Here is a 15991-nt window from a genome sequence, read left to right on the forward strand (position 1 = left end):
ACCTGTTTGTTTACAACAAACAGGTTAAAGTTTCACTATCTGGGTTCTACTATTAACTTAATAGCTGTTCTTTCCTCGCCGTCAATTTGAATATCAGTGAAAGCGGGTATACAAATTAGGTCTATCCCGCTAGGCGCTACAAACCCTCGAGCAATTGCAACTGCCTTAACTGCTTGATTCAGGGCTCCTGCGCCAATTGCTTGTATCTCAGCACCTCCTCGTTCTCTCAGAACCCCTGCCAAAGCACCTGCCACAGCATTAGGACTTGACTTTGCTGACACTTTCAATACTTCCATTGAACAATAACCTCCCTTAAACGTTTCCTTGAAGGGCCTTTTTAAATTCAATATATTCTCTTTTATGTAAAAAAATCCTTTTAGCAAATAAAAAATTTTTCCGAAACATTCTCAAAATTTTATAGTGAAAAAGTGTCCTAAGCGGCCGGGCAGCGGTTAATATTGTCCTTCTATCTCTATTTTGGACACTAGGTCCAGGTACCTCACAGGGTCTTTCATTTATTGAATACTAGAACCCGGCCCTCTTCCCTTATGGCCATCAACCTTTTCTTGGGAAAGGCACTCTTAAAGTCATCCAGCATATCCTGGATAAGCTCCTCATGAACCAGCAGGTCTTCCTCTAAAAGAGGACCGTTGTCATCCACTAGTAAGTCCTCATGAAACTCCTCGTGTAATAAGTTAACTATCAGCGACATTTCCTCCTGAGAAAGAGATTGCAGGTCCCTATGAATTTCCAGGACGGTTATGTTGCTATATTCGGCATAACCCACCCATATGACATCAAATTCTTTACCTTCCAGCAGCAAGTAGGTTTGCAAAGCTTCGTAAAGCCTTTCGCTGAAGCTCTTAAGAACATTTTCCTGTTCGTTCTGAGAAAGAATAAATGTAAATTTCAAAACACCCTTATCAGGATCAAAATTAATCGCTCCTACTTCCGGATAGCGTATCAAGATAGAGATCAGAAGTCCTACACTATTCGATACTTCCTCACCACTTTTGTACCTTAAAGCCAAATCATCCACCGTCCTCTTTCTCCCAAAAAAGCTGAACAATACAAATTGTATTTCTGCAAAGGCGAGAAAAATCCTTCCGTTTCCACAACTATCCTAATTAATAACTTCTGCTATAAATGGAAACGGTCCCCGAGAGGGACCGTTATTTTCTCACCAAAAACTATTTTGCATATTCTATTGCTCGTGTTTCCCTTATAACCACAACTTTAATTTGACCAGGATATTCAAGATCCTCCTCAATTTTTTTCACAATGTCCCTGGCAAGCCGTGCCGCCATGGCATCATCGATTCGCTCCGGTTTTACCATAATTCTAATTTCTCTACCAGCCTGAATAGCATAGGCTTTTTCCACACCATCAAAAGAGTCCGCAATTTCCTCCAATTTTTCCAGACGTTTAATATAAGCCTCTAAAGTTTCCCTTCGTGCTCCCGGCCGGGCGGCGGAAATCGCATCAGCCGCCTGGATCAACACAGCTTCAATACTTTGAGGTTCAATGTCCCCGTGATGAGCCGCAATAGCATGGACAACTTCACGGCTTTCCCGATACTTCTTAGCCAATTCGGCTCCCACCGCTACATGAGGTCCCTCCACTTCATGGTCAACTGCCTTACCAATATCATGGAGGAGACCCGCTCGTTTGGCTAACTGCACGTTGGCATCTAATTCCGCTGCCATAATTCCAGCCAAGTTAGCTACCTCAATCGAGTGCTTTAATACATTTTGTCCGTAACTAGTTCGGAATTTTAACCGCCCCAATAGCTTAATTAGTTCTGGGTGCAAACCGTGGATACCAGTTTCAAAAGTAGCCTGTTCTCCTTCTTCGCGGATTCTTTGTTCAATTTCTCTTTCCGCCTGCTTAACCATTTCTTCGATGCGACCTGGGTGAATGCGGCCATCAGCAATCAGCTTTTCCAAAGCTATCCGTGCTACTTCTCGGCGGATAGGATCAAAACCTGACAGAATTACAGCTTCCGGGGTATCATCAATAATCAAATCTATACCGGTCAAAGTTTCTAACGCCCGGATATTTCGTCCCTCACGCCCTATTATACGTCCTTTCATTTCATCATTAGGTAAGGGAACAACTGATACTGTGGTTTCGGCTACATGATCAGCCGCACACCGCTGAATGGCTAAGGTGATTATTTCTTTCGCTCTCTTTTCCGCTTCTTCTCGTGCCTGTGCCTCACTTTCTTTAATCATTACTGCGACTTCATGTTCGAGCTCTTTTCTTACGTCATTCAGCAAAAGTTCCCGCGCTTCCTCCGAGGTCATGTCTGAAATTCTTTCTAACTCAGCCAGTTGTTTTTGGCGTATCTCCTCCAGTTCAGCTTGGAGTTTTTCTACTTCCGCTTTCTTTTGTTGCAAACTTTGCTCCTTACGCTCTAAGGAATCAGCCTTGCGTTCCAATGCTTCTTCTTTTTGTACCAGTCTGCGCTCTAGTCTTTGAAGTTCAGTACGTCTTTCTCGATTTTCCCGTTCGGCCTCGTTCCGGAGTTTATGAACTTCTTCTCTTGCTTCTAATATAGCTTCCCGCTTTTTGGCTTCAGCTTCTTTCTCTGCCGTTTCTATTATTTTTTGCGCAGCTTCCTCAGCAGACTTGATTTTTGCTTCCGCAACTATTTTTCGTACCAGGTAGCCAACGGCAACTCCAACCAGTAAGGTGACAGCAGCAATTGCGATATCAAAAAGGCTAATGGTATTTCACCTCCCGTTCGCTTAATGTTAATTCCAGAGTAAGAGCTAAAAATAAAACCGAGTTTAAACTCGGTTGATGGAACTACTACCATGTTGGATTTTTTCACAAAATACCTGTGCGCTTGACGGAGTTGAGAAATTAAAAGACTCCCCCCGCTGATGAGGCTCCCTCTTAACTGTGCACAGGTAATGATCTAGTTTTGGCCGCCTTGAATATGCGTCCTTTCAATCTATCTATTGAAAACCCGAGCATGGTAGTTAGTTCTCATCCAACTTCCCGCTTGTATTGTATTATTTTTTGGTATAGATGTCAAGCAGACCATATCCAAGGCCCTTATGCAGGGTTATTGTTCTATCTTTCCTTCCGATGAAGTGCTGCCTCTCCATTCTGCCTTTTCTCTTCCCGGTTACCGCTAGCAGAAGGCTTGACACTTTCCCTAATTTTAGCTTCTATCTCCGCCGCTAAATCCGGTTTCTCCTGCAAAAAGTCTTTTACGTTTTCTCTTCCCTGCCCTAACCGCAAGTCTCCATAAGCATACCAGGCACCACTTTTGCGAATAATCCCCTTTTCGACGGCTAGGTCTAAAATGCATCCCTCCCGAGAAATTCCCTTACCGTACATAATGTCAAAATCCGCCTGTCTGAACGGTGGGGCTACTTTGTTTTTTACTACTTTCACCCTTGTCCGGCTTCCAATGACTTCTTCCCCCTGCTTTAAAGTTTCTACCCTCCGAACCTCCATGCGTACAGATGCATAAAACTTCAGTGCACGACCGCCTGGGGTAGTTTCCGGATTACCAAACATAATTCCCACCTTTTCGCGAAGTTGGTTAATAAAAATTGCCGTGGTTCGCGATTTATTTATGGTTCCAGCTAATTTTCTTAGAGCCTGAGACATCAGTCTTGCCTGAAGCCCAACGTGGGCATCGCCCATATCACCTTCCAACTCCGCTCTAGGTACCAGTGCCGCTACGGAATCAATTACTATTACATCAATGGCGCCACTCCGAACCAGAAGTTCCGCTATTTCTAACGCTTGTTCACCTGTATCCGGTTGGGAAACCAATAAATTGTCAATATCTACCCCTAAATTTCGGGCGTAGGTAGGATCCAAGGCATGCTCAGCATCAATGAAAGCAGCTGAGCCTCCTCTCTTTTGAGCTTCGGCAATAATATGTAAAGCCACTGTAGTTTTGCCTGAAGATTCTGGACCGTAAATTTCTACAATTCTTCCTCTGGGAACCCCCCCTACCCCCAGGGCAAGGTCAAGTGGTAAAGCACCTGTAGGTATTACTTCTACATTGAGTTTAGCTGAAGCTTCCCCTAACTTCATAATAGAACCTTTGCCAAACTGTTTCTCAATTTGATTCAAAGCCATTTCCAAAGCCCGAAGCTTATCAGACATTTTCTCCCCTCCAAAACGTATGTTCGCCATATCTTAATTGTACTTTATTTTTTGTACTTGGTCAATTCAACCAGAGGATTTTTTCAGAGAGAACCGGCTAACCACCTCATAAATAGGACCTTTCGGAGTTAAAGTGCTTTCCATGAGAAAAATTTCCCGTACTTCCTCCGCAGGAATAGATCCGCGGACCGTTTTCAATAACTTAACCAGGTGTCCTGTATTGCGCGGAGAACGCACCCTGCCCAGAGTCACATGAGGAAAAAATGGCTTTTTCTCTTCCTTGTAACCTAAAATCTTCAATCGCCCAAGAAGGGACCGATATAACTCCTGCAAAGGTGTTGATTCCTTTAACCCGATCCACACCACCCGCGGAACACCTCTAGGCGGAAAGGTACCTAAGGTATCAAATTCCACAGTGAAGGGAGGAACTTCTCTGGTAGTCGCCTGGAGTAATTGTTGAATGGCCGGGATTTCTTCTTGGTCGACCTCACCCAAAAAATATAAAGTTAAATGAAAATTATTTTCTTCCACCCATTTTACGTCTGCTCTGGCGATCTGTAAAGAATGCTGTAAATCCTTAAGTTTTCTACAGATAGCAGGACTAAAGTTAATAGCTATAAAACATCGCACCTCAGTCAACTCCCATTAGTATTTGTCAGCTTAACGTTTCTGGATGTTCCCCTTTAAATCCTGCTTGGGATTAGAAACTATTCACACAAAAAAAGCAGCCACCCTGGCCGCTTTAATTTTCTTGACAGCTTTTACTAAAAAAAGCCGGAAACAGACGGTGAATATTGAGTCTGCTGTAGCATTTTCCTCAAATCTTCTCCCGACAGGCTTTCCTCCCTTTCCAAAATGCTAACAATTTCCCAAATCAACCTGCTGTAGCCCAGTAGCATGCAACGGACTTGGTTTTCCTGCGAGGTAATAATTCCGTTTACCGTTGTCTGTAACTGATTCTGAGTAAGATTTTCAATACTTACTATTCCTAATTCGGATAACCCTGAACTAATAATTTGTCTGGCCAAACGTATAGCTTCCTGAAAGTCGTTGGTGGCACCGGTGCTCCGGTTTCCTAAAATTATTTCCTCGGCCACCGCACCGGCTAAACAAATTTTGATTTGATCTTCTAAATATTGCCGGGTAAAAAGGTATAAATCCTCCGGGGAAGATTGCCGCATATAGCCTAGAGCACTACCCCGAGAGGTGATGCTGAGGTGAGAAACGGAATTCGGCCGCAGCAATTCGCCTACAATAGCATGACCAGTTTCATGGATGGCCACTCGTCGGAGTTCTTCTCGGGTAGGTTTTTTATTGAGTCTCTCCCCCAACATAACTTTGTCAATGGCTTCCTTAAAATGCCGGGGATAAATTAGATTCACTTTCTCCCGCATAGCCATGATGGCCGCCTCATTAGCAACACTTTCCAACTGTGCTCCCGAAAAACCAAAAGTCTGTCTAGCGATATCTACTAAGTCCACTTCACTGGATAGAGGTTTATTCCGGGTATGCAGCTTCAAAATTTCCAGACGCCCGTTTTTGTCCGGAAGGTCTACGCGTACCACCCGGTCAAACCGTCCCGGACGCAACAAAGCCGGATCTATCATATCGATACGATTAGTAGCGGCAATAACTAGTATTCTGGTCTGGTCATCGCTTCTTATTCCGTCCATTTCCACCAGTAACTGATTTAAAGTCTGATCATATTCCAGGTGGCTACTGTGGGTCCCTCTTTTATTACCTAGCACCTCGATTTCATCGATAAAAATAATGGCTCGGTCTTTTTTATCTTTTTTAGCTAATTCTTTTGCCCGCTTGAAAAGTTGCCGCACCCTCATGGCTCCTACGCCCGCATAAATTTCTACAAACTCACTGCCGTTTACCGCCAAGAATACGGCATCCGTATAATTGGCCGCCGCTTTAGCCAATAGAGTTTTCCCCGTGCCCGGCGCTCCGGCCAGCAAAATGCCTTTCAAAGGACGGATTCCCAGTTCCTTAATTTTATCGGCGTAAATCATAAAGTCTAACGCTTCCTTTAATTCTTGTTTGGCCGAAGCTTGGCCGCCTATATCGTTAAAGGTGATTTCAGGTTGAGGCTGGTAGGAAGTAATAAAAGTATCTTTCAAAATAGTTTTCCCGAGAACCAGATAAATGAGCAGAGCTATTCCTCCCAATACCAGCAAAGGCACCACATCATAGCCTGATATAGTAAGAAAAAGTAGTCCGGCAATCACTACTCCTATCGTAATTTCTTTCAGCATATCCTATCCCCCTTCGACTTTACCTGTACCCGAGGAGTTTTTCGGGTATAGGACGACGCCGCGAAACAATTTCATAGAGATAAACCTCATCTTTGTGAAACTGCACGTAGATATTATCCTGGTCGATATTAACCGCATACCGCTCGATGTTATATTTATTACTCACCTCTTCTATCACTCGAGCCATCTCTACATAACTACCCTGAGCAACTGCTTGATGGACTGCGAACTGACTTTCATACCATGCTCTCTCCAAAAGTTTATTTCTTCGGTCTTTAACTATCAACTCTATGCTCTTACCTGGGAAAACTTCTCTGACCGCTTGTTCAATCTCTCGATAAGTATGCATGAGGTTATTTACGGGAGCAAGGCTAACTGATACTAACAACTTCGCGTTTTTCTTTTGTATATAATAATCGTCAACGCCGTTAACTCTCTCCAGCTGAGCTGCCAGGGGCTGTTCCACCTGGTAGTGAGTATACAGCCATTGTCCTCCCAATAGTAGTCCGAAAGTAAGGATAGCCGTCAGAATAATAACGGGTATCTTAAGCCCGTGTACGAGCATACTAATCAACTCCCTGTTAATGCAAGTCAAACTAAATTATAACATACCAACTTGAAACATGCCTTATGAAATCTATGGAAGCAAAAAACCCCAGCCTTTACTGGGGTTTTTTGCTTCCTTCTACTTATTTGACACTGAGAATTTTTTGCGCCCGTATAAAATATTCGATACCGGAAAACAAGGTAAAAATAACCGCCACATACAGGGCAACCTGTCCGATGGGGAAATTAATCAGGTTAAAGGGAAAATCATGAATCAATATAGCCACAATGGCAATAATCTGGGTAAGGGTTTTTAGTTTTCCCCAGATGCTCGCGCTTACTACTACTCCTTCTCCGGCGGCAACGGCTCGCAGACCAGAAACTGCGAATTCCCTCCCAATTATAACAACGGCTATCCAGGCGGGTATTTTATCCAATTCCACCAATGAAATCAGAGCTGCAGAGACCAGCAGTTTATCCGCCAACGGATCCATAAGTTTTCCGAGTTTAGTGACTTCTTTTCTAGTACGGGCTATATATCCATCAAGACCATCGGTTCCAGCCGCTAAAACAAAAACGGTAGCGGCTATATATTCACCGTAAGGAATGCGAGTTAGTAAAAATATCATAAAAAGAGGAATCATAAATATACGGATAAGAGTTAATCGATTGGCTAAATTCATTTTACTATCTCTCCTAATAAGTCATAGTCATCTACCACCGAAGTAATCCGTACCGGATAAAATTCACCTATTTTCAGGTCTCGGCTTCGGACATAAACTATTCCATCAACCTCGGGCGCCTGCCGCTCAGTTCTGCCGAAAAACAATTCGGGATCATCTTCTGATTTTCCTTCTATAAGAACAGACATAATTTTACCAAGGCAGTGAGAATTGCACTCCCTGGTTATTTCTCTTTGAAGTAACATTAACCGATGGTAACGGGCATCCTTGATTCGGGCAGGAATTTGTCCCCGCATCCTGGCTGCCGGAGTGCCTTCCTCCTGAGAGTAGGTGAAGGCGCCAACCCAGTCGAAACGCATCTCTTCTAGAAAAGACAGCAACCTGGAAAACTGAGCTTCGGTTTCTCCCGGAAAGCCAACAATAAAGGTGCTGCGCAAGGTTATATTGGGTATATAGGTTCGCAGCTTCTGAATTAGCCGGTAGATCTCTTCAACTGAACCTTTCCGGTTCATTTTTCTGAGGATATCCGGATCTGCATGCTGCAACGGTAAATCTACATACTTGCAGATTTTAGACTCTTCTGCCATTACCGCTATAAGTTCGTCGGTGAAATGAGCTGGGTAACAGTAAAGAAGTCTTACCCACGAGATATCGGGAATCCTCACCAGTTCTCGCAACAGTTCAGCCAAATAGAATCGACCGTAGAGATCCACTCCATACCGCGTAGTATCCTGGGCAATCAAAACAATCTCCTTGGTTCCGTTAGCGGCCAATCGTCGCGCTTCGTCGAGAATTGATTCTACCGGGCGGCTCCGGTAGTTCCCCCGCATTTGCGGGATCACACAATAGCTACAATGATTGCTACATCCTTCGGCAATTTTCAAATAGGCGGTACTGCGCGGCATAAAAACATTTCGCTTCCAGCTTTTCTCCGACCATACTTCTGGGAAACCTACCCTGCGGACTCGCTCGCCCCCAGCCACCTGTTCTAACACTTCCAGTACTTCTGCTATTCGACCGGGACCTAAAACTGCGTCTAGCTCAGGAATATGCCGCCAAAGTTCGTCACTATACTTTTGCGCCAAACATCCGGCCAGAATAATTTTTTTCGCCGGATCCTGCTCTTTTAAGCGGACCAGTTCCAAAATCTTGTTAATCGATTCTTCTTTGGCCGCTTCAATAAAACCGCAAGTATTTACAATAATAAAATCCGCATTTTCCGGATCGGTCAAACTATGCCCTTTGTCTTCAATTATTCCCTGCATTACCTCGCTGTCAACCACGTTTTTAGCACAACCTAAAGTGACTATCGCTACCTGCATCTCAATATCTTAAACGCTCCCCTCCTTGATAGTTAAGCGACAAAATTTAAACCGCAGTATCTGCGGTTACTTTCTAATCCTGCGCACCGAAATGTTTGACCACCCGTTGCTTTTTCCTTCCCAGTTTATCCAACTTCTCACCGTTATACACTACCTCCACTACCCCTGCATTCCCAAAAACTATAGTTATATATTGCTCTCCTTCAAATTCCATACTTTCGCCCGCTTCCAGTATACCACGAAAGTCCCGCCGGCCGTCAATCTTTACGTCTAACCAACAACGATCCTCCTTTACTAAAACGGAAACATTAACTCCCTTGGCAGTTTCCTGTTCTTCCCCGGCCTCTTCCTGACGTCCTTCTAGCGGCGGAAGCAAAGAAACTCCATCCGTTTCTTGAGGACGACTTACCTGTTCTCTACCTTCCAATTGCCTATCTTGAACCGTCGTATTGGGGTTCTCTGGAGATGATGGTCGACTAAGGGCTATTGCCAACGAAAAAATGATTACCAGAACTATGACTATCCCTACCGCCGCGGGAATTAAAGGGAAATTCTTCGATTTTTCTGATGGCAATTCCGCTTCCATCTGGTAAGGCTCGGGGTTCTGGTCTTTAAATTCCTGCACTATCTTATCCGCATCTAAACCTAAAAAGCGGGCATAACTGCGTAAAAACCCGATAACATAGACCCGACCGGGTAGTTGATCGTATGCTTCATTTTCCAAGGCAGCCAGATATTGTAGGCGGATTTTGGTTGCTTCTTCTGCTTCTCGTAAGGACAGGCCTTTCTTTTCCCTCGCCGCTTTGAGCAACTCCCCGAGCCGAGCCACCGCAATCCTCCTCACCGTTTAACCTAGTTCTTCCAAAAAACTAAGAATTTTTCTCGCCGCCCTGTTGGCATTCTCCCCCTCAACCGACAGGTCAAATTCACGGGACGGTTGATCCGGATATCGATAAAGAGGATCGTAATAATTTATTAACAAGTATTCTGCAACCTCCGCAAACCTTTTCTGACGAATCATCCCCTGAAGTTTCTCCACTACAGCTTTTCCCAGCCTTTCCTTTAACCAGGAAACGGCCTTCACTAGTTCCTCCACGTTGCCATTATCTCCTGCTGTGTATTCCTCAACAATCCGTTCAACTCTCCGTCTCAAGCTGGTGTACAGGAGAATCTTTTTGCCCTCCTGCATGGCCTTAAAAAAAGAATCAGGGATAAACAGCTTTCCAATTCTCTTACTTTCCCCTTCTACGATGAGAAATTTTTCCCGGCGAAATTTCCACAGATCAGCAAAAAGGAGACTCTCGAAAGTTTTCTGAGTAGGTTGCCCTTCCCTGCCTACCTTTCCGAAAACCGATCCTCGGTTGTTAGCTAACCCTTCCAAATCAATTGCAGGTGCTCCCATCTTCTGTAGAGCCTTTATAACTTCGGTTTTGCCCGAGCCAGTTAGACCATGCAATACCACCAACTGATGCGGTAACTCCCGGGAAAAGAAGGAGTGTACATAGCGACGGTAGGCTTTATATCCACCCGCCAATCGTCTAACAGGACAACCAACCAGTTGTAAAACATCGGCTACTGCCTTGCTGCGCAGTCCCCCGCGCCAGCAATAAACGACCAAATGTTCTTTATCATGGGCAGCCCTCAGAATTTGAGATACAAGGCGAGGTAATTTGGGAGAAACAATATCTAATCCCACGCGCCGGGCAGCTAACTGGCCCTCTCGGTGATATATTTCCCCCACTTGTTTTCGTTCCTCATTGTCCAAGAGAGGTATATTTATGGCTCCCGGCAAATGGTCTTCAGCAAATTCTTGCGGGGAACGAACATCGATAAACACCGCATTCTCTATGTTCAGTGCTTCTTCAACATTAATGTAACCTGCATTATCCTTCATAGCTTTCTTAACCTACCTTGTAAATTCTATATAACGGCTCAATCTCCTCCTTTTCATTTTACCCTGTGCTAGAAATAAATGTTTAATTACCGAACATCTCCTCGTATTCCTCTTCGGTAATAAGAACGGCTCTCGGCTTGCTCCCTTCAAACGCACCTACAATGCCTCGTTCTTCCATCATATCTATTAGGCGAGCCGCTCGTGTATAACCTATGCGCAACCTGCGCTGCAAGAGAGAAATAGAAGCTTGTCCGTGTTCAACAATAATCTTAACCGCCTGAGGAAATAATTCATCCTCTTCTTCTTTTTCTGTCTCCTGGCTGGGTCCAGAAGAACGAACGACAATTTCTTGAAACTCGGGTTGGCCTTGCCGCTTCCAAAAAGCGACTATCTCTTCTACTTCCTTGTCGGAAACATAAGCTCCTTGAACGCGAATAGGTTTGGCGGCACCGACCGGGAAAAACAGCATGTCACCACTACCCAATAGCTTTTCCGCTCCTCCCATGTCTAGAATGGTACGGGAATCCGTTTGGGACGAAACAGCAAACGCGATACGCGAAGGAATATTGGCCTTGATCAGCCCCGTAATTACATCTACCGAAGGTCTCTGGGTCGCGACTACCAGGTGAATACCTGCCGCCCGTGCCATCTGGGCCAATCGGCAAATTGCATCTTCCACTTCCACCGGAGACACCATCATAAGGTCTGCCAACTCATCAATAAGAACCACCACGTATGGGAGTTCCTGCCCCTCTTGACCTGGAGCTTCCTCAGCCTTCAATTTATTGTAGCGAACTATATCCTTAACCGAGGCCTCTGCGAAAAGCTCGTACCTCTTTTCCATTTCATTAACAGCCCACCTTAAGGCGGCCGCCGCTTTTTGAGCATCGGTGACTACTGGAGATATAAGATGAGGTATTCCGTTATAAGTGGTGAGCTCCACCATTTTAGGATCAATCATCAAAAGCTTTAATTCGGCAGGCGTGCATTTAAAGAGTAAACTGCATATCAAAGAATTGAGACATACGCTTTTACCTGAACCGGTAGCTCCGGCAATCAACAGGTGGGGCATTTTAGCTAAATCTGCTATTACTGGATTCCCGGCAATATCCTTACCTAATGCCATGGTTAGTTTCGAGGAGGCCTGATAGAACTCTGGTGTATCTACCACCTCGCGGAAGTGAACCAAAGAGATTTCGTGGTTCGGGACCTCTATTCCTACTGCAGCTTTTCCGGGAATTGGCGCTTCTATTCTAACCGTTGGAGCAGCTAAACTTAAAGCGATATCATCCGCCAGACTCACAATTCGGCTAACCTTGACTCCTGGAGCCGGTTGTATCTCAAATCGAGTGATAGCTGGCCCACAGCTGACTTGGTTAACTTTCGCTTTGACCTTAAAGCTTTCTAATGTTTCTTCCAAGCGCCGTACTCTTTCATTAATTTCTTTATGCAAACGAGAACTCTTGGGACGGGCAGAACGTTGTAAGAGGGAAACCGAAGGAAGTTGATATTTCTTGCCAACGGCCTTGTCTTTTAATTCCCCAGTCTCACTTTCTTCGGAAACTGCCTCGGCTGCAATGGAAGACAATTCCTTTTGCTCCTCCTTTGGGGCAGGAGTAGCTTCCGGTTGCGGAATCAGCGGTTCTGGATATATTCTCACCCGCGGGCCGGACTGGCGTTCTCTGCTGGCCGGTTCCTTTTCTTGGGGTGTAGTAGTGAATGATTTTTTCTCTTGAACCTCTTTTTCATTTCGTGCTTTTTTCTGCCCCTTCTTCTTTCTTGATTTTGCCGGTACAGGTGGAAGTTCTTCTTCTTCCTCAACCACCGTAAAAATAAAATTGCTTATTTCTCCTCGCAGGCGATAGCAGAAACTCTTCAACCGCTCAAATCCTTTCCGGAGCAGGGCGGTTAAGGAAAGCTCAGTAATCATAAGAATTGATATCAACATCAACGCTCCCAGAATTATGTAAGTACCAGCTATACCGAAAAAAGTATAAAAAACAACCGCCACCAGGGCACCCAGTACTCCTCCCCCATACCCGTCAAGAGCCAAGCGTAGCGCCTGGCCAGCCTGTTTTTCGACTATTATCGGCAGGTGCATAGCCGCCAAGATTATTAAATACAGAAACAGAGTTCCATAGGCCCTGGGTGATAAAGGGAAATGCTGATTTCGTCTCATAAGCCACACGCCATACCCTGCCAGCAGCAAAGGCAGGAGGTAACGCCCCTGACCGGCCATAGTAGAAAGAAATCTTACTAAAAAACGCCCTATGCTTCCTACAGCCTGTCCTTTCTCTATCCATAAACCGGAATCTACTATATAAATACTGACGGCGCTTAGCAGAGCCAATGCCACCAAAATTATACCAACAATTTCCTTTTTGAGTTCCTCCTTAATTTGATTAAAAATTCCTCCCATGTTCGCTTCACCTCAACAGGGTATTCTACATATTTTCCATAAATTCCTTTTGCCATCGAGGTTTAGGGCCATTACAAAAAGATAAAGGCCTGATTGAGGCCTTAGGTGAGCTGCTCTATAATTAGTATCAGACCCAACAACCAGCAATAGACGGAAAAATACCTCAGCTTCCCTTCTCGCAGTACTTTGAGCAAACTCTTTATCGCCCAATAACCCGAAATAGCAGCCACGGCAGTTCCGATTAAATAAGGAGACAAAATTTCTCTAGAGGCAGGGCTGCTTAAGAGCTCGGCTCCTTTCAGGATGGTGGCCCCAAGAATTACCGGAATGACCACCAAAAAGGAGTACCGGGCTGCAGTCTCCCGGTTCAATCCCCTCACCAGAGCGGCAGAAATAGTAATACCGGAACGCGAAATTCCCGGTGTTACTGCCATTCCCTGAGCTATGCCTATAAACAGAGCATCCCTGAAAGACATCTCTTCCGTCCCTTTACCTCCCGAAACCAGGGTTTCCCCTATCCAAAGAAAAAAGCCGGTAACCAAAAGCATAAAACCGACGGCCAGTACCGAACCAAACAACTGCTCTACATAAGACTCAAAAACCAAGCCTATAATAGCCGTGGGAACAGTTCCTATTATTATCAAATACGTTAAACGCTGAAAAGGTTTTCTAAACAAGGACAAAATGTCCTTTCTAAAAGCTACCAGTACCGCCACCAAGGTGCCAAAATGAACCAGAATTTCGAAAGTCAGGCCGGGAGTAGATATATGCAAATAGTGTTGAGCTATCACCAGGTGGGCCGAACTGCTCACAGGTAAAAACTCAGTCAGTCCCTGTACCAACCCAAGAAATATTGCTTCCCAGACGGACATATTTTTTTCCTAATCCTCCTCTAACACCACTTGGGCAATATTGTGGGAATGGTCTCCCACCCTTTCCAAATTACTGATGATATCGAGGAAAACCACCCCTGAGCCAGGGTAACACTTGCCACAGTTCAATCTTCCAATATGACTTAGCCGCAGGCTTTTCTCCATCTCATCAATCTTCCTTTCCTGTCTCAACACCTGCTTAGCCGCGGAAACATTGTCATGCTTAAGGGCTTCGATAGCTTGAGCCAGCGTATCTTTTACTAATTCACTCATCTCCTGCAATTCCGAAAGTGCTTGCTCGGTAAAAGGTAGCCCATCTTCTATGCGGTTAAAGGCCATCTGAGCAATGTTTACCGCATGGTCTCCAACTCTTTCCAAATCGTTAACCGCATGAAGCAATCCGGTATGGCGTTTAGATAGGGCGGGATTCATCCCTCTTTGAGCAATCTGAGCCAGGTAAGCCGTGATAGCTTCATCGAGTTGATCGATAACTTTCTCCCGTTCAAAAACACTGTTTAATAATTTGGCGTCTTCTTGGAAAAAGCCTTCCATGGCGTCAGCAACATTGCGGTAGGCTATATCCGCCATCCGAATAATTTCTTTGGTAGCTAGGGAAAGGGCAATTGCCGGTGTCTTAAGCATTCTCGGGTCCAAATAGACAGGACCCTGCGGAATAGTCTCAACCTCTCCTGGAATTAATTTTATAATGCCTTTAACAAAGATATTAATTATGGGAAGAAAAAGTAACGTGTTTAACACATTAAATGATGTATGAGCATTGGCAATTTGGCGGGCGATATCGTCTTGTGGGGATATAATAAGCACCAATTTCAAAAACAGAGGCATAAACAACAAGAATATTACCGTACCTGTAACATTAAACAACACATGGCTAAAAGCAGCCCTTCTGGCGGTCAGATTGGTTCCAATACTGGCTAACAATGCTGTGATACACGTTCCGATGTTATCGCCCAATAAAATCGGTATAGCTGCCTCCAAACTGACCAGCCCCTGACTGGCCATAGCAATAAGAATTCCTATAGTGGCGCTACTGCTTTGAATAAGCGAGGTCATCACTATCCCTACGGCCACTCCCAGTAATGGATATCGGCCGAAATTAGCCATAAAAATGCGAAAACCTTCGTACTCACGCAGAGGAGCCATGGCATCTTTCATAATATCCAACCCTAAGAAAAGAATTCCAAAGCCAAGGACAACTTGTCCAATATAACGATGGGTTCTTTTTCTGCCAAAAAAATAAAAAGCAAAACCCAATGCAATTAGCGGTTCGATATAATGACTTAATTTAAAGGCAATAAGCTGGGCGGTAACTGTAGTGCCAATGTTGGCTCCCATAATAACACTAACTGCTTGTTTTAAGGTCATTAATCCTGCATTAACAAAACCTACCACCATTACCGTGGTGGCACTGCTGCTTTGAATTATGGCGGTTACTATCGTTCCTACCAGCACACCGACCAGAGGAATGCTGGTAAGGACTTCGAGAATACTGCGCATGCGGTTGCCCGCACTCTTTTGCAGACCATCCCCCATAACCTGCATTCCGTATATGAATAAAGCCAGACCGCCTAACAGAGTAAAAACAAGTTTCAATTTCCCTCTCCCCTTTTGAAACTCACGGCAATAATTATAACATATCATCGGGAAGGTTGGCCATATAATTATATTTCTAGAAGCTGTCAAGTGGACCTAGGTAATTTTTTCGATTTTCTTTCCTCCAATGGTAATTGGGGATTTATGTATGATATGTTAGTTATTGGCACGTAAGGGGTACACAATATTTTGTTGCAGTTCCCTTTGTTAAAACAGTTGCCTGTAGCTTAGCTGGCCTACCACTTC

The 15991-nt window shown here is 44.6% G+C and carries 14 protein-coding genes; all 14 read right to left on the reverse strand.

Annotated elements, in window-relative coordinates; genetic code table 11:
* Positions 1-35 precede the first annotated feature (35 nt).
* The 14 genes from spoVS to KKC1_RS03210 all read right to left on the reverse strand — a co-directional run bounded on the left by spoVS (position 36) and on the right by KKC1_RS03210 (position 15745).
* On the reverse strand, positions 36-296 hold the full coding sequence (gene spoVS, locus KKC1_RS03145; RefSeq protein ID WP_088553051.1) for a stage V sporulation protein SpoVS: 261 nt from the start codon (positions 294-296) through the stop codon (positions 36-38).
* Positions 297-511: 215 nt separating this feature from the next.
* Positions 512-1039 (reverse strand): hypothetical protein, encoded by a 528-nt coding sequence (locus KKC1_RS03150; RefSeq protein ID WP_202819926.1) that lies wholly within the window; start codon positions 1037-1039, stop codon positions 512-514.
* Between the two features lie 151 nt (positions 1040-1190).
* The gene (gene rny / locus KKC1_RS03155) at positions 1191-2714 is read right to left on the reverse strand and encodes a ribonuclease Y (protein WP_368731550.1); all 1524 of its coding nucleotides are present in this window, start codon (positions 2712-2714) and stop codon (positions 1191-1193) included.
* Positions 2715-3081: 367 nt separating this feature from the next.
* Entirely contained in the window at positions 3082-4134 is a 1053-nt protein-coding gene (recA, locus tag KKC1_RS03160; protein WP_088553053.1) for a recombinase RecA, read from the reverse strand.
* Between the two features lie 66 nt (positions 4135-4200).
* Entirely contained in the window at positions 4201-4764 is a 564-nt protein-coding gene (gene thpR, locus KKC1_RS03165) for an RNA 2',3'-cyclic phosphodiesterase (protein WP_192868051.1), read from the reverse strand.
* 134 nt (positions 4765-4898) lie between these two features.
* A complete protein-coding gene (locus tag KKC1_RS03170; RefSeq protein ID WP_088553055.1) occupies positions 4899-6395 on the reverse strand; it encodes an AAA family ATPase in 1497 nt (498 codons plus the stop codon).
* Positions 6396-6414: 19 nt separating this feature from the next.
* Entirely contained in the window at positions 6415-6960 is a 546-nt protein-coding gene (locus KKC1_RS03175) for a hypothetical protein (RefSeq protein WP_088553056.1), read from the reverse strand.
* A gap of 124 nt (positions 6961-7084) precedes the next feature.
* Positions 7085-7624 (reverse strand): CDP-diacylglycerol--glycerol-3-phosphate 3-phosphatidyltransferase, encoded by a 540-nt coding sequence (gene pgsA, locus KKC1_RS03180; RefSeq protein WP_088553057.1) that lies wholly within the window; start codon positions 7622-7624, stop codon positions 7085-7087.
* A complete protein-coding gene (rimO, locus tag KKC1_RS03185) occupies positions 7621-8946 on the reverse strand; it encodes a 30S ribosomal protein S12 methylthiotransferase RimO (protein WP_088553058.1) in 1326 nt (441 codons plus the stop codon). The genes pgsA and rimO overlap by 4 nt, the downstream gene beginning before the upstream one ends.
* 73 nt (positions 8947-9019) lie before the next feature.
* The gene (locus KKC1_RS03190; protein WP_192868052.1) at positions 9020-9775 is read right to left on the reverse strand and encodes a helix-turn-helix domain-containing protein; all 756 of its coding nucleotides are present in this window, start codon (positions 9773-9775) and stop codon (positions 9020-9022) included.
* Between the two features lie 18 nt (positions 9776-9793).
* Positions 9794-10840 carry a tRNA 2-selenouridine(34) synthase MnmH gene (mnmH, locus tag KKC1_RS03195; protein WP_088553060.1) on the reverse strand — a complete coding sequence of 349 codons (1047 nt, stop codon included), beginning with the start codon at positions 10838-10840 and terminating at the stop codon, positions 9794-9796.
* A gap of 82 nt (positions 10841-10922) precedes the next feature.
* Complete coding sequence (locus KKC1_RS03200) at positions 10923-13259, reverse strand: FtsK/SpoIIIE family DNA translocase (protein WP_088553061.1); 2337 nt, start codon at positions 13257-13259, stop codon at positions 10923-10925.
* Positions 13260-13360: 101 nt separating this feature from the next.
* A complete protein-coding gene (locus tag KKC1_RS03205) occupies positions 13361-14131 on the reverse strand; it encodes an undecaprenyl-diphosphate phosphatase (RefSeq protein ID WP_088553062.1) in 771 nt (256 codons plus the stop codon).
* Between the two features lie 9 nt (positions 14132-14140).
* Positions 14141-15745: a Na/Pi cotransporter family protein gene (locus tag KKC1_RS03210; protein WP_238134174.1), complete on the reverse strand. Its 1605-nt coding sequence runs from the start codon at positions 15743-15745 to the stop codon at positions 14141-14143.
* Positions 15746-15991 lie beyond the last annotated feature (246 nt).

It is taken from the genome of Calderihabitans maritimus (genome assembly GCF_002207765.1).
Lineage (GTDB): Bacteria > Bacillota > KKC1 > Calderihabitantales > Calderihabitantaceae > Calderihabitans > Calderihabitans maritimus.

Excerpts from the sequence above, each read along its gene's own strand:
- spoVS (WP_088553051.1), bottom strand. The coding sequence starts at position 296 with ATGGAAGTATTGAAAGTGTCAGCAAAGTCAAGTCCTAATGCTGTGGCA.
- recA (WP_088553053.1), bottom strand. The coding sequence starts at position 4,134 with ATGTCTGATAAGCTTCGGGCTTTGGAAATGGCTTTGAATCAAATTGAG.
- KKC1_RS03170 (WP_088553055.1), bottom strand. The coding sequence starts at position 6,395 with ATGCTGAAAGAAATTACGATAGGAGTAGTGATTGCCGGACTACTTTTT.
- KKC1_RS03175 (WP_088553056.1), bottom strand. The coding sequence starts at position 6,960 with ATGCTCGTACACGGGCTTAAGATACCCGTTATTATTCTGACGGCTATC.
- pgsA (WP_088553057.1), bottom strand. The coding sequence starts at position 7,624 with ATGAATTTAGCCAATCGATTAACTCTTATCCGTATATTTATGATTCCT.
- rimO (WP_088553058.1), bottom strand. The coding sequence starts at position 8,946 with ATGCAGGTAGCGATAGTCACTTTAGGTTGTGCTAAAAACGTGGTTGAC.
- mnmH (WP_088553060.1), bottom strand. The coding sequence starts at position 10,840 with ATGAAGGATAATGCAGGTTACATTAATGTTGAAGAAGCACTGAACATA.
- KKC1_RS03200 (WP_088553061.1), bottom strand. The coding sequence starts at position 13,259 with ATGGGAGGAATTTTTAATCAAATTAAGGAGGAACTCAAAAAGGAAATT.
- KKC1_RS03205 (WP_088553062.1), bottom strand. The coding sequence starts at position 14,131 with ATGTCCGTCTGGGAAGCAATATTTCTTGGGTTGGTACAGGGACTGACT.